The sequence below is a fragment of the Paenibacillus sp. MDMC362 genome, from assembly GCF_003269305.1.
GTDB lineage: Bacteria > Bacillota > Bacilli > Paenibacillales > Paenibacillaceae > Paenibacillus_AQ.
On record NZ_QLYT01000074.1, the window covers coordinates 1 to 15,106 of the forward strand.

Consider the following 15,106-nt stretch of genomic DNA (forward strand, 5'->3'; position numbering starts at 1 on the left):
CCCGAACCACCCCAGTATACTGTTAATGAGCGACCCTTCCATCTCGCCGAACATCAGCCGAAAAATGGTGCCTGCTACAACAACCGACGTCAGTGCCGGGAAGAAAAAGGATGACTTAAAAAACTCTCTACCCCACATAAACTTATTGTTGATCAGCACAGCGAACAGCATGGGAAACGGAATCAGGATAAGGAGCGTCAGGATCATGTATATCGCGCTGTTCGTCACCGCCTTCAGAAAGACGCCGTCCCCCATCAGCTTCCCGTAGTTAGCCAAGCCGATCCAATCCGCCTCCTGCCCGAGCTGCGTCTTCTGAAAGCTCATGCTAAACGAGCTGCCCAGCGGAAACACCCAGAATATGAGGAATACCAGAATAAAGGGCAGGACAAACACGTAAGGAGCAACCTTTTGCGAGTACAGAAATTTTTTAATCATGATTCTACTCCTTTAATGAGAGCCGCTCACAGACGATTCCATGAGCAGCCCTTCGTTTTTGTAGCGTATGAGCGAGTGTCATTTCAATTCCTGTTCAATCTGCTTCTGGGCATCGTTCAGAGCTTCGGTAATGTCCTTGCCATCCTCAAAAATCTCGTTGAAGGTCGTGGTGCACAGGACGTTGTTGATGGTAGGCGATGCGGAGGTCGATTTGATTAACCGGATTTCATCCCGGATCTCATTCAACACATCAAACGGGTTATTGACAAAATATTTCACGAACTGATTCTCGGCATTGTGCGTAACTTCCTTCATATCCCAAACGTCCATATTAACCGGATCGAACCCCAGCGTGTTCCAGATCTCTTTATTGGCATCCAGGGACAGCTTGGCGAATGCCAGAAAGTCTTTCGCCAGCTGTACGTCTTTTGCGGTCTTGGTAACGACCGTGCCGGTTCCGCCGCCGCCAACCGATCTTGGCATTCCTTCTTCAATGACCGGAATCGGCGCGATGGCTATTTTCCCGGACAAATCGGACATGTAGTTGGTGTATCTGGACATTTGCCACAGCGGCATAAAGGCCGTAGCGTAATTTCCTGCATTAAACTCTCCGTATGCTTCTTCGGTATCAGGCTGGCCGCCGGCAATGGTCGCTATGACATTGTTATCCTGCAAGTCCTTGAGCAGCGTCATGGCCTTCACCATCGCTTCCGAATTCACGATCGGATTGCCGGAATCGTCCGTCAGATCCGCGCCTTGCTGCGCCAATAGCATGGAAGCTTGCCAGGCTGCGCTTGTATCGGCTGTTCCCATGAACTTGCCCGTTTTTTCATACACCTGGATACCCGCCTGCTTGTAGTCCTCCCAAGTAACGATATCCTCATAGTTGACCCCGGCCTCCTCCAATATCTCGGTATTATAGAAGGCAACGGATGCGCCAACATGGGTCGGGATGCCGTAATTCACATCTTCCTTGCTGTATAGGTCAATTCGGGATTTGACGATGGTGTCCCGGTATGGATCAATCACGTCATTGAGCGGTTCCAGCTGCGGCGTGCCGGACAGGAAATCTGGAAACTTCCCAAGCTCGATATCCGCAATGTCGGGTGCCCCTGTCCCCGATTGAACCGCAATAGACAATTTGTTATGCATGTCGTCATACGGCATGACCGTCACGTTCAGCTTGATTTGGCGTTCAGGATTCTCAGCGTTCCATTTACCCAGCATTTTCTCGAAATGCTGTCCATGCAGCTCAACAAACGTCCAATACGACAACTCCGTAGCGCTTTCCCCTGCCCCGCCATCCAGAACCGAGGTTTCGCCGCCGGCATTGTTCGATTTACCGCACCCCCACAGAAACAGCGTCAAACAAAACACCATGAATACAACCATCCATTTTTTCATCATCCTACTGGACCTCCCTTAATGTTCGTTCATACAAACCTACACTTCAAAAATCGTACTTCTGCTATCTCCAGAAATAAAGCGCTTTCATAATGTGTGTAATTTGATATGAGTATTTGGGAGATGGGGCAGTCCATGGTTCAACCGCCCCGTGAATTTCCTTAAGCCTTTTTCAAGCGAATAACGTTCCAGGATGCTTTGCCAAGCCTTGCGGTAACCATGCCATTATCAAGCTTAGCTCCACCCTGGTGATGAGGTTTTACTCTTTCCTCGGATGCGGTATTCACCGCTTTCAGATCCTCATGCTCCATCACGATATGCTCCAACAGCCGGTAGCCTTCAAAGCTGCGCACATCGCATTCCAGCTCCAATGCTTCCTCTAGATGACGATTCACGGCAAAAATCGTAATTTCTTCATCCTCTTCGTTATGAACAACCGCGCTGTCCAGATACGGAACATCGGTAAAATCCTTGGAATCATATTTCGGTGACTCGACGATTGGCAGCAGCGATACGCCCCGGCCAAACTTCGAAGCATGAAGATACGGATAAAAGATCGTCTGCTTCCAAGAACGGCCGCCGTTTTCGGTCATAATCGGCGCAATTACGTTGACGAGCTGTGCCAGGCAAGCCATCTTCACCCGGTCTGCGTGGCGCAGAAAGGTGATCAGCATGCTGCCGACAAGAATGGCATCCTCGAAATTATACACGTCCTCCAGCTGCGGCGGAGCAATGCTCCATGGATCAATCTGCCTGTCGGCGTCATTGGAATGGTACCAGACATTCCACTCGTCGAAGCTGAGATACATCGTCTTTTTGCTGCGTTTCTTAGCCTTGATGTAATCGCAGGTGGATTTGACCGTATGAATAAAGTGATCCATATCCAGGGAAAGGGCCAGATAGTTGGCGGTATCGTTATCGCGGTTGCCGTAATATTGATGCAGCGATATGTAATCAACCGCCTCGTACGTATGATCCAGCGTCACGGCTTCCCATTCAGGGAATGTCGGCATCCCCGTGCTCGAGCTTCCGCATGAAACCAGTTCAATGGTCGGGTCGACAAGCCGCATGGCTTTTGCCGTCTCCAGCGCAAGCCGGCCGTATTCCGTCGAGGTCTTGTGTCCGATCTGCCAAGGTCCATCCATCTCGTTGCCAAGGCACCAGGTCTTGATCTTGTGCGGCTGTTCATAACCATGACTGCGTCTTAGATCACTCCAGTATGTGCCTCCGGGATGGTTGGTGTACTCCAGCAGATTTCTGGCGGCGTCGATTCCCCGAGTACCCAGGTTCACGGCCATCATGACATCCGAGCCCACTTCCTTGGCCCAGGATATAAACTCGTTCGTGCCGACATCGTTCGGCTCCAGCGTTCTCCAGGCCAGCTCCAGCCGCTTTGGCCGTTCGGCAACAGGACCTACGCCATCTTCCCAGTTATAGCCCGATACAAAATTCCCGCCGGGATATCTTATAATCGGGACATCCAGTTCCTTGATCAGTTCCTTCACGTCATTACGAAAGCCGCCTGCATCCGCGGTTTCATGACCGGGTTCGTAAATCCCGCCATATACCGCGCGGCCTAGATGTTCAATGAACGAACCATAAATACGGTTATCAACTTGCGCGATCCGAAACGACTTATCCACGATCATACGTGCTTTCAATTTCTCAGCTGCCAAGTCCTTCACCTTCCGTTGATATAATTATGAAACAATTCAAATAATATTGAATGAATTCGTTTTCATGTATAAAATATCATATGAGAGGTCAGCTGTAAATATAGAAATATAAAATGATTTATATAAATTAGAAATGAATTGCTTTTATCCCTAAAAATTCGTTTGATCCTGCTCAAAATCATCATTTCTCAATGTATTTTGATTTATTATTTTCATAATAATTTTAAATAAAATGAGTTTTGACTATTCAAATTGTTATTTTTCAATCAAATTCACGAAGAATTAGATGACATCTTTATTTAGCGCTCATATTGATTTATAATTATTTGAAATAAAAGTCTTTACTATTTACCATCGTTATATAATCCTCTAATCGGAAGAAGGTTTGAGATAAGATGATCTACATTAAAGATTTAATGAGCGGGCTTGATATCTTTAAAGCGCTCAGCTCGGAAATTCGCATTCAAATTTTGGAACTGCTGGCCAAGAACCAAAGCTTGAACCTGAACGATCTCGCGAACAGGCTGAATCTCAGCAACGGCGCTATTACCATGCATATCAAGAAGTTGGAAGATAGCGGCCTGATCGAGATCAATACGACTGGCGGGAAGCATGGCATTCAGAAAATCTGCTACCTGAATAAAGATACCCTCATGGTTGATCTTCGCAGCAAGGACATTGATAACTTGTACGAGGTGGAGATTCAGGTCGGCCATTACAGCGATTATCAAGCTATCCCGACCTGCGGGCTTGCGACCAAGGACAGCATTATTGGAGACTTTGATGATCCGCGTTATTTCGCCGATCCGGAGCGGATCAACTCGGAGATCATCTGGCTTACCGAAGGTTTCCTGGAATACCGGATTCCGAATTATTTGAAGTCCAACCAATCGTTCCGCGAGATCCAATTCTCTCTAGAGCTTGGCTCCGAGGCGCCGGGATATTGCGACAATTATCCGTCGGATATTTTCTTTTACGTTAACGGGATCGAGATTGGCAGCTGGACAAGTCCGGGGGATTTCGGGGACAAACGCGGGACCTTCAACCCTGAATGGTGGCCGCCGCATTTGAACCAATACGGCATGCTGAAGCTGATCCGGATTAACAAGGAAGGCAGCTTTATCGATGGATGCCGTATTTCGGATGTCGGTCTGAACCAGATTCAGCTTGATTACAAGAGCGAGCTCACCTTCAGGATCGCCGTTAACGAGCGATCTGTTAATAAACGCGGTTTAACGATTTACGGCAAGCATTTCGGCAACTACAGCCAGGACCTGTTGGCCCGCGTGCTGTATGATGTGAAGGAAGATTAAGAGGAAATACAGATATTATGGATATGGCGGGTATCGGTGATATTCAAGCTACCGCTAACAAGAACCGATGGATTATGATACATTGTTTGGATGCTTTTTTTGGGACTTTCAACAAAAAGGGGCTCTCCATGATCATTCGATCATAAAGAGTCCCTTTTTCTTGGATGCGAACATATGCCTGTGTTAAGAACAAAAATGATAACTTCACTGTTTTATTGAACGATTACGGTTCATGATTCATCCACTTCCATGGACTGTTCCGTCTTTTCTAACTAACTAACCTTGGCCTCGTTCAAAGCCCTCAAGATGGTATGGCGGTCGCGCAGCGTGTGCGCCTCCTTGAGACTCTCCCGGAACAGCTCGTCCTCAATACCAAGCTCCTGCAGGGTTGACGGACCTCCGGCTTTCCGCAGCAGCTCGGCGATCTCCTCCTTCGAAGGGACCTTACGCAGCCACGCCCGAACCTGCTCTCTATATGTCTCCCAGTGTGCAGGCTCGGCATTAGGGTACACGCCCTTATCGGCCGCGTCGTGATAAAGGCTCGATATTTCGCTGCAGGCCACCCCCACCTTGGCACCATGCAGCAGGGCCCGGTTGCCGCGGCGCAAGTACTCCATCTCCCAATAATGCGACAGATGATGTTCCGCCCCGGAGGCAGGGTGGGACTGACCGAACAGCAGCATTGCGATACCCGACTCGATCAAAGCCGTCATCAGAATGCGAATCCCTTCCTCCGTGCGCTGGCCGATCGCCTCCACATGCTGAATGCAAGCCTCAAGCGCCTTCTCCGTAATGGCCGCCACCTGTTCATCATAGGGCTCGCCGGCCGTGGTCGAAGAGAATTTCCAATCCAGCAGCGATGTATATTTGCCGAGCATATCGCCAAAGCCTGCCGCTACCAGCGGCTGCGGTGCCTTCGTAAGAATGTCCGGATCGGCGAAGATCGCGATCGGAGCCGTGGCCGCAAAGGTCTGTTTGACTCCCCGGACCACGATCGGCGCTCCCGCCGAAGTAAAGCCGTCGACCGAAGGTGCCGTAGGTACCGAGATGAACGGCTTGCCGCTCCGATGACTCACAAAGCGCGTAATGTCATGAATGGTCCCGGACCCCACAGCGATCAGGCATCCTGTCCCTTCAGGCTCCACTTCGATAAACAGCTGCATCAAGGAGCGTTCATCCGCGACAACGTCGCCCTGCTCATCTGGCTGAATCAGACACAGCCGGGGCTTCTGGCCATCGGCTTCCAGGCTCTGCACCAGCTTTTTACCCGCCGCTTCATACGTATTCGCATCTGCAACAACGATTGGTGAACTGAGGCCCTGCCGTTTAAGATACGAAGGCACGTCTTGCACAGCGCCGGGCTCAAGCACCATGGTTTCCAGTCCGCGGAACATCGGCTGCAGCTCCCTTATCCGGTTCATTAAACCTTTTGCATCGTTCAAGTAATCCGTCACGTTCGTTCCTCTCCTTCATCCCATCCTGCCGTATTTATTCAGTCTTCTAGTCTGACAGAACCTATTCAGCCGTTTGCTTGATCCGTTTCAGCCGCTTCATCACGTCGTTTTCGCCCCGGCCGAAATAGTCATGCAGCTTGCTGTATTCCTGATACAGCTGCTCGTACACTTCCACATGCTCCGGAATCGGCTTGAAGGTCTCTTCTTTCACCCGTGCCATCTTCTCGGCGGCGTCGATAATTGAATCATACCCGCCCTGCGCCTCGCCCGCAGCGACTGCAGCGAACATCGCGGCGCCAAGCGCCGGCGTCTGTTTGGAGTCAGCCACCATGATTTCGCGGTTCGTAACATCCGCATAGATCTGCATCAAGAGACGGTTCTTCTGCGGCAGTCCGCCGCAGGCATACAGGACATCCACCGCGACACCGTTCTCGTGAAAAGCGTCCACGATTTTGCGCGTGCCGAATGCGGTCGCCTCAAGCAAGGCGCGGTAGATTTCCTGCGGCTTCGTCAACAGGGTCATCCCTAACATCAGCCCGGTCAGATCCGTATCCACCAGCACGGAACGGTTGCCGTTCCACCAATCCAGTGCAAGCAATCCGGTTTGACCCGGCTTGTAGGCAGCCGCTTCTCGCTCAAGCCATTGATGCACGCCGATTCCTTCCTCGGACGCAGCTTCTTTTACATACGCGGGAAGCGCTTCCTCGACGTACCATTCAAAAATATCGCCTACTGCCGATTGCCCGGCTTCATAACCGTATAATCCGGGAATGATACCATCCTCGACGACACCGCACATCCCTTCAACCTGCTTCTCTTCGGTACCGAGCAGCATATGGCAGATCGATGTGCCCATCGCCATCACCAGCTTGCCCGGTGTGACGACACCGACCGCAGGCACCGCGGCATGAGCGTCAACGTTGCCGACGGCCACGGCAATCCCTGGAGTTAAGCCCATCATCTCCGCCATCTTCTCAGTAAGACCGCCTGCGCTGCTGCCGAGGGGACGGACCTCTCCGCGCAGCTTCGTATCGGTCAGATCCTCCAGCCGGGGATCCAGCGCCTTAAAATATTCCTTGCTTGGATATCCGTCTTGTTTATGCCATATCGCTTTGTAACCAGCCGTACAGCTGTTGCGGACAATCTGGCCGGTCATTTGGGAAATGACCCAATCGGTCGCTTCCAGGAATCGGTCCGCACGTTCATAGATCGCCGGTGCCTCATCAAGAATTTGCCAGACCTTGGCAATCATCCATTCGGAAGAAATCTTCCCGCCATAGCGGGGCAAGAAGGCTTCTCCTCGCTCGGCGGCAATCGCGTTGATCTTGTCTGCTTCAGGCTGGGCGGCATGATGCTTCCACAGCTTAACCCAGCTGTGCGGCTGGTCGGCCAGCTCCGGTTGGAAGCAGAGCGGCTCCCCAAGTTCGTCAACGGGCAGCATGGTGCAAGCCGTAAAATCAATGCCGATGCCGATCACATCCGCCGGATCAATGCCGGATTGCTGAATAACGGCAGGCACGGATACCTTCAGAACCTCCAAATAATCCCCTGGATGCTGAAGCGCCCAGTCGTGCTCCAGCTTCTTACCGGAACCTGGCAAAAACTCATCGATGACATGATGCCGGTAGGGCGTAACATGATCCGCTACTTCGTGCCCGTCAGCCAAATTAACCAACACCGCACGCCCGGACTGCGTTCCGTAATCGACACCAATGGTGTATTTATTCCCCATCTCATTTCCTCCTACAGATGAAATCATGAATGATGAATACAATCGTTACTTTTGACCGTAATAGGCATTAACTCCATGCTTCCGCAAAAAATGGCGGTCCAGCAGCGTCTGGTCCATCGGTTCGGTTTCCGGATTAATTTGCTGCATCCGGGCTGCAATCTTTGCGCACTCCTCCAGCACTACCGCATTATGCACCGCATTATGCGGATCCTCGCCCCACACGAATGGGGCGTGCGAATGGACAAGCACCCCTGGCACCATGTTCGGATCCAGGTCCGCGAATCGCTCGACAATGACGTTGCCCGTCTCCAGCTCATAGGCTCCCTCAATTTCTTCGCGGGTCATGGGCCGCGTAACCGGTATCTCTCCGTAAAAATAGTCGGCGTGCGTCGTTCCGTAGGCAGGAAGCGCACGTCCGGCTTGAGCCCAGCTCGTTCCCCACGGAGAGTGGGTATGCACAATTCCGCCGATCTCTTTAAAGTTCTGATATAGGACCAGATGAGTCGGGGTATCGGAGGAGGGGCGCATATCCCCTTCAACGACATTTCCCTTCAAGTCCAGAACGACCATGTCGGCCGCTTTTAAATCCTCATAGGGCACACCGCTGGGCTTAATGACGAACAGTCCCCGTTCACGGTCGATGCCGCTGACGTTTCCCCACGTAAAGGTAACGAGTCCGTGCTTCGGAAGCTCCAGATTCGCCTCCAGCACCTGCTGCTTTAAATCCTCCAACATGAACAACCGCTCCTCTCTATATTTGAAAAATATAGTTGTACGTACAAGTTGGCAGACAAAGGTCCGCAACTCGGACCCTGTACTCCCTCTCCCTAAATCTCTACCGTTTCTTCACCGATTCTCTCTCCACCAGCTCCGGTTGAAACACCGTATCCTCTATCACGGTATGAAACTCAATCATGCTAATTAATTGTCTGGCCGCCATGATTCCCATCTCTGTTTTCGGGTGGGTCATCGTTGTCAGCTTCACGCCGGAAGCAACGGCAAGCGTCGAATCATCGAAGCCGACCATGGACACGTCCTGCGGAATTTGCAGTCCGCATTGACCGGCAGCCTCCGCTAAAGATACAGCCAGCTCATCGTTATAACATACAAACCCCGTCGGTCGCTGCTCCTCCGGCTGCTTCAGTAACTGGATGGCCTGATCATACGGCAGACTTCCCTTCTGCTCCGTTGTATACGTAACCACCCGCTCCGGTGAAACGGGAACTCCAGCCTCGCGATGCGCACGTAAGAAGCCTTTCAGCCGGTTCACGCCTTGAAGGTCATCCCGCTTGAAGAATCCGGCTATCGCTTGGTGTCCGTTCTCGATCAAATGACGTGTGGCCTTGTAACCGCCAAGCTCATCATCAAGCTTCAGACAAGGACATTCCAGCTCCCGATACTTCTCATTGATCATCAAGAACGGAATTCCCTTCTCCTGCAGCGACAGGAAATACGTCAAATTCGGGTTGCCCTCCGCACTCTTGGTCGGCTCGATAATCAGCCCGCTGAGCGGCTGGCTGGTCATGAGCTGAAGACTCTCCATCTCCTTCTCCTTGTTGTTATCGGTACTGGAGAGCAGCAGGCGATATCCCTTGCTGCGCAGCTCCGCCTCTGCTCCCCGAACGATATGCGGGAAGATGTAATCCGAGATGTAGGTTGTGATGATACCGATCGTTTTAACCTGCTCGCTCTCCCGCCGGTCGGGATTTCTGGCGAACGTCCCTTTGCCCTGGATCCGTTCCAGCCAGCCCTCCTTCTCCAGCTCGCCGAACGTTTGGCGGACCGTCTGGCGGCTTACGCCGAACTGGTCGGCAATTTCATGCTCCGAAGGAACCTGTTTGCCTGCTTGAAGCCTTCCGGATTCAAACCAGGAGAGCAGTTCGTTTTTTAATACAATATATTTGGGTATCCGTCTATTATTCATCATTCACCTCTAGCCTCACGCACTCATTATGTTAGGATCACCTGCAATCCTAAGTTATCTCGCTATTGTAACACAGGCCAAGGGAATGCCGACAGAACCAGTTACCGCAGACGGTATGCGGCTTCACTCCAACGGAGCTCGTTCTTGAAGCGCGGTATCGTTGTATCCTTATCAATAATGACCGCTTCAATGCCGACCATCTCCGCCCAATCGCTCAAATGCTCTGCCGTCATGGCATAAGAGAGAACGGTATGATGCGCTCCGCCAGCCAAAATCCATGCTTCCGCAGACTCGCGAAGGGATGGCTGCGGTTTCCACAGCACACGGGCGACCGGCAGCTTCGGCATCGGCTGTTCAACCTTGACGCCATCCACCACATTCACCAGCAGTCTGAAGCGGTGTCCGAGATCAACCAGGGAAGCATTCACAGCTGGACCGTCCTGGCCGTTAAACACGAGACGCGCCGGGTCTCCCTTGCCTCCAATCCCGAGCGGATGAACCTCCAGCGTCGGTTTATCCAATGCGATGGTCGGACATACCTCCAGCATGTGCGATCCAAGAATCATATGATTCCCCGGCTCGAAGTGATAGGTGTAGTCCTCCATGAAGGAAGTGCTTTTATTGCCCGCAAGCACCTTCAATGCACGGGTCAAGGCAGCTGTTTTCCAATCCCCTTCCCCGCCGAAGCCGTAACCCGACTCCATTAGACGCTGTACGGCGAGTCCCGGAAGCTGCTTCATCCCATGCAGATCCTCAAAGGTTGTCGTGAATGCGCCAAAGCCGCCTTCCTCGAGGAAACGACGAAGCGCAATCTCGATCCGGGCTTGGTACGCAATCGAATCGCGTACGGGGCCATTGCTAAGCCCTTCCTTGGTTATCGAATACAATTCGGCATATTCATTCAAGAGGGCTTTTACCTCATCATCGCCGACTTCATTCATGGACTGCACAAGATCGCCGATGCCATAACCGTTCACGGACCAGCCAAGCTTGATTTGCGCTTCTACTTTATCTCCTTCGGTAACCGCCACCTGGCGCATATTATCGCCGAAGCGGGCCACCTTCAGCCTGCGGCTTTCGGCATAGGCCGCGGCGGTCCGCATCCAGCCGGCAATGCTGTCGCGTACCTCCCCGTCTTCCCAATGGCCCACAACCACTTTGCGGGCAATGCCGAGACGGGCACCGATATGGCCATACTCGCGATCACCGTGCGCGGATTGGTTCAAATTCATAAAGTCCATATCAATCGTTTCCCAAGGGATATCCCGGTTGAATTGGGTATGGAAATGAAGAAGCGGCTTCTGCAATTGGGATAGCCCCGCAATCCACATTTTGGCCGGGGAGAAGGTGTGCATCCAGGTCATAATGCCTGCGCAGGACTCATCGTTGTTAGCCTCAAGAATCAGGTTGTATATTTCATCGGGTGTCGTTACGATCGGCTTGAACACAATGGGATAAGTAAATACAGGATCTTTATCAAACTCCGTTGCCACGATGCGGGAATGCTCGGCCACCTGCTCCAGCGTTTCGGGACCATACAAGTGCTGGCTTCCGGTGACGAACCAAAAAGAATGCGGTTTCAATTTCATAATAATAACGCCTCCTGTATGAATGCTTGCTCACTAACTTGTACATACCTATAAGCAATAAATATCAACAATATTATACATGTACGTACAAGTTAAATCACTCACATTCTAACCCCGCATCACAAAAATAGCAAGACCAAAAATTAATACCAGCTTGGTTTTGGACTGCAGAGAAGTCATGATCAATAAAAGAGCCCATGCAATCCTATTTCTAGGACTGCATGGGCTTACCGTGCCAAATAACTGAGTCAAAACGTTATTTTTTCACCGCTGCTTTCAGAATATCGATCTTCTGTTCCTTGGACATACCCCATGTGGTTGAAATGCTGTATTCAAAGCCGCCTTCATGCCAAAAAACGTATTTTGGATAGATATGCGCCGGGAAGTCATCCTCAAAGAACCCTTTCTTCTTACTTCCCTCTGAGTCCAACATAAATTTGGAAATGGCCAGCGTGTCTTTCCCGTTCGTATATTCAAGACGAATGGTTGCCGCCTCTTTCCAGTCTATCTTTTTCGCATAGATGGGTTTTCCGCTCTCCCTGCCTTCTGCCCTTACTTCTTCAAGGAACATTCCTTCGGTTGGACCTTCAATTCTCGCTTTGGAAAACTTAAATCCCTCCGGCAAGTTGGCCGGCTGCTTCAGAATAGAACCCTCCAGCGCGGAAGCTCTATTCAAGTAGTCCTCGTAAGCAGTGAATTTTTCTATACCTCCCCAATAACTTAGGTCGAGTCCGCTGTTAAGATCCTTATATTTATGATACAGAACATACATATCACCTGTCTCTTTGCTTAGCTTCTTCACTCTATTGGTCTCAGCTTCGATATACTTCATTTCCTCTGGAGTTAGAGCCTTGGCTGCTGCTTCTGCTTTTTTTTCGGACTTTTCCAGTTCTTTTTTGTAAAGCTCGCGGTCTATATCCCCCTCGGGATAGATAATATCCGGCAGGTTATTGACAACAGCTTTTGCATCCTGTTCCGACTGCACGGAAGCCTTAGACGTTACGTCCCCTGCATCGCTTTCCTTAGCATTAACCAATGTCACGCTGCCTAGCGCGAGAATCATCCCCATCCCCAGAATGGACAGGCGATAGGATTTTTTGTGAAAATGTTTAATCATCGTAAGTCTCCTTTTCATTTGTTTATGCGTGGCGGACAGGCCGGCAAGCCCCGGCTGGCGTTGGTTTCCTGAAAAATGTTCCAACACATGGATGATCGTTTGTCCGTATGCATTGTTCTGCTGCGGGCTCATCCGATTCAAGGCGCATGCATCGCAGGCCATCTCCTGGTCTTGTCTCGCTTTATGTACGGCTAGCCATAATAACGGATTAAACCAATGGATGATCAGGATGATATGCATTAACCAGTTCACTGCGACGTCCCGCCGCTGAATATGTGCGAACTCATGCGCGAGAATATATTGAAGTTGATCCTTTTGCAGCGTGATGAGCAGACTGGGCGAAATGACGATCGCCGGTTTGTTAAAACCGACCACGGCAGGTCCAGAAATTCGCTCGCTGGCTACAAACTGCACGGTTTGCTTCACGCCTGATTGCTGTTTTGTCTCGTGAAACACTGCCAATAGAAAAGGCGTATCTATTTTTCGGCCCGTGCGCAGGCTTTGTTTCAATCGAAACTGGTCGTATACCGTTTTCGCGGCAAGAATCAGCACACCCGCAAGCCAACCCGACATCAGTATATTGGTGAAGCCTATCTGCTTGAACCCATTCCACCAATAACCGCTGTCCTGCACGGGTCCCGATTCAAGGGATGGAGCAGGTACTTCCGAAGTCCCGCTTGCTTCCGGGTTTATAGAGCGCTCAACATGAATCGCCGCGCTTATTCTCCCCGCTTCCTTCCCACCCGATGAGACCTGTATTTGTTGATGAATACCGGGCGCTATGGCGTCCAGGGACAAAACATTGTATAGGCTAAGCGAGGATTCCGGGGCCCAAGGGAGCAGCAAACGAATGGCCACAGGAAGCCAAATCCAATATTTCCATCTGGCCTCAATCTTGTTTCTTAATAGAAATTGCAAGACCAGGACAAGCACGATCAGGATGGAAGCCATAAACGAGCCTCGAATCACCCAGCCGAAAAAAGCCAATAAATTTTCATACAATGCGGAACTCATCAGGGCTCTCTCTTTTCTGTTTCCCCGTCGCTGCGGTTTTCGTCAAACAAGGCCTTTAAATCCTCGACTTCTTGCGCATTCAGTTTTTTGTCCTGCAAAAAGTTGGCCAGCATCGGCTTTAAAGCTCCCCCATAAAGTTTTTTCATGAAGGATTTGGTTTCGGACTGCAGATACTCCTGCTCGCTGATGATCGGATAAAATAGTTGGGTGCGCCTTGAACCCTTTTCCAGTTTCGCACCCGCTGCTTCCTTCTGCACCAGACGACTGAGAAGCGTCCGGGTCGTATTGGGGCTCCAGCCCATTCGATCCGTCATTTGTTTCACGATCTCGCTGGAAGGGCAGTCTGGAATTACCCACAATACGCGCATAATTTCCAGCTCTGCATCCGTAATCGGTGGTATTTGATTCATGCTTGAAACCTCCAAAGTCAATTTAATCAGACTACATATGTAGTTACAACACACATGCTACATTTGTAGTTTAGTAATGTCAACTTATTTGTCAGAGCGCAATCTCCTCGTTTTTAGCACCTGTCTGGGAAAACCTACAGCTGGCTCAAAATGTTATTTTTTTACGGCTGCTTTTAGAAGTTCGATCTTCTGTTTCCTGGACATATCCAAAGAGGAGGTTGAAATGCTGTATTCGAATGTGCCGCCATCATTCCAAAAAACGTATTTTGGAAAGACATGAGCCGGCAGCTTATCATTAAAGAAACCTTTCTTCTTGCTTCCCTCCGAGTCTGCCGCATACTTGGAAAAGCCCAGCGTGTCTTCTCCGTTCGTATATTTAAGACGAATGGTTACCGCCTCTTTCCAATCGATCTTTTTCGCATAGATGGGCTTTCCGCTCTTCTTGCCTTCGGCCCTTACTTCATCAACGAACTTTCCTTCGGTCGGACCTTCAATGACCGCTGTTAAAAACTTGTATCCCTTTGGCAGGTTGGCAGGCTGCTTCAAGATGGACCCCTTTAGAGTTGAGGCTTTTTTCAAGTAGTCCTCGTATGAAGTGAATTCATGTATCCCTCCCCAATAGCTGATATCAAATCCGCTATTTAATTTTGGGTACTTATAATAAAGGACATACATATCACCCGACTCTTGGGTCAACTCCTTTACTCTCTGGATCTCAGCCTCAATATACTTTTTTTCCTCTGCAGAGATAGGCTTGGCTGCTTCGGCTTCTTTCTTGACAGTAGCTTTTTGGGTCTTTTCGTAGGATTGCGCCTTCGCCGCGAGGTTTACGGAAGAACCCATTAATAAAATGCTGCTTAGTGTCGCGATTGCTACTTTCGTTGCTGTTTTCATGTGGTAATTCTCCTCTCCTATAATTTTTAATTTATAAACTACATTTGTAGTTTCGAATTAATACTACAACTGTAGTTAAACTTTGTCAATATCGTTTGTCCAGAATTTACGGGATCATGGCCCCTAAAGCCCCCACGTTCTCCC

At 50.3% G+C, this 15,106-nt stretch carries 12 protein-coding genes; 1 reads left to right on the forward strand and 11 read right to left on the reverse strand.

Annotated elements, in window-relative coordinates; all coding sequences use genetic code 11:
- From DP091_RS28690 to arfA, 3 genes are all read right to left on the reverse strand, one after another.
- The coding region (locus DP091_RS28690; RefSeq protein ID WP_146747028.1) for a carbohydrate ABC transporter permease at positions 1 to 435 on the reverse strand (435 nt) is incomplete at its 3' end.
- 78 nt (positions 436 to 513) lie between these two features.
- On the reverse strand, positions 514 to 1,842 hold the full coding sequence (locus tag DP091_RS28695) for an ABC transporter substrate-binding protein (RefSeq protein ID WP_113061463.1): 1,329 nt from the start codon (positions 1,840 to 1,842) through the stop codon (positions 514 to 516).
- Between the two features lie 158 nt (positions 1,843 to 2,000).
- Entirely contained in the window at positions 2,001 to 3,488 is a 1,488-nt protein-coding gene (arfA, locus tag DP091_RS28700; protein WP_181469944.1) for an arabinosylfuranosidase ArfA, read from the reverse strand.
- Between the two features lie 422 nt (positions 3,489 to 3,910).
- Between arfA and DP091_RS28705 the strand changes: the two genes are divergently transcribed.
- Positions 3,911 to 4,828, forward strand: a complete 918-nt coding sequence (locus tag DP091_RS28705; protein ID WP_071222822.1) for an ArsR/SmtB family transcription factor — start codon at positions 3,911 to 3,913, stop codon at positions 4,826 to 4,828.
- A gap of 272 nt (positions 4,829 to 5,100) precedes the next feature.
- Here the strand turns inward: DP091_RS28705 and DP091_RS28710 are convergent, their stop codons facing one another.
- The 8 genes from DP091_RS28710 to DP091_RS28745 all read right to left on the reverse strand — a co-directional run bounded on the left by DP091_RS28710 (position 5,101) and on the right by DP091_RS28745 (position 14,962).
- The gene (locus DP091_RS28710; RefSeq protein ID WP_113061464.1) at positions 5,101 to 6,282 is read right to left on the reverse strand and encodes a sn-glycerol-1-phosphate dehydrogenase; all 1,182 of its coding nucleotides are present in this window, start codon (positions 6,280 to 6,282) and stop codon (positions 5,101 to 5,103) included.
- A 61-nt stretch (positions 6,283 to 6,343) separates the two neighbouring features.
- The gene (locus DP091_RS28715) at positions 6,344 to 8,014 is read right to left on the reverse strand and encodes a ribulokinase (protein WP_113061465.1); all 1,671 of its coding nucleotides are present in this window, start codon (positions 8,012 to 8,014) and stop codon (positions 6,344 to 6,346) included.
- A gap of 45 nt (positions 8,015 to 8,059) precedes the next feature.
- The gene (araD, locus tag DP091_RS28720) at positions 8,060 to 8,749 is read right to left on the reverse strand and encodes an L-ribulose-5-phosphate 4-epimerase (RefSeq protein WP_113061466.1); all 690 of its coding nucleotides are present in this window, start codon (positions 8,747 to 8,749) and stop codon (positions 8,060 to 8,062) included.
- Between the two features lie 100 nt (positions 8,750 to 8,849).
- Positions 8,850 to 9,938: a GntR family transcriptional regulator gene (locus tag DP091_RS28725; RefSeq protein WP_181469945.1), complete on the reverse strand. Its 1,089-nt coding sequence runs from the start codon at positions 9,936 to 9,938 to the stop codon at positions 8,850 to 8,852.
- Positions 9,939 to 10,039: 101 nt separating this feature from the next.
- Positions 10,040 to 11,527 (reverse strand): L-arabinose isomerase, encoded by a 1,488-nt coding sequence (gene araA / locus DP091_RS28730; protein ID WP_113061468.1) that lies wholly within the window; start codon positions 11,525 to 11,527, stop codon positions 10,040 to 10,042.
- Between the two features lie 256 nt (positions 11,528 to 11,783).
- Complete coding sequence (locus tag DP091_RS28735) at positions 11,784 to 13,658, reverse strand: M56 family metallopeptidase (protein ID WP_113061469.1); 1,875 nt, start codon at positions 13,656 to 13,658, stop codon at positions 11,784 to 11,786.
- Positions 13,658 to 14,068, reverse strand: coding sequence for a BlaI/MecI/CopY family transcriptional regulator (locus DP091_RS28740; RefSeq protein WP_113061470.1), 411 nt, complete (start codon positions 14,066 to 14,068; stop codon positions 13,658 to 13,660). The genes DP091_RS28735 and DP091_RS28740 overlap by 1 nt, the downstream gene beginning before the upstream one ends.
- Before the next feature lie 153 nt (positions 14,069 to 14,221).
- Positions 14,222 to 14,962, reverse strand: coding sequence for a hypothetical protein (locus DP091_RS28745; protein ID WP_113061471.1), 741 nt, complete (start codon positions 14,960 to 14,962; stop codon positions 14,222 to 14,224).
- Positions 14,963 to 15,106 lie beyond the last annotated feature (144 nt).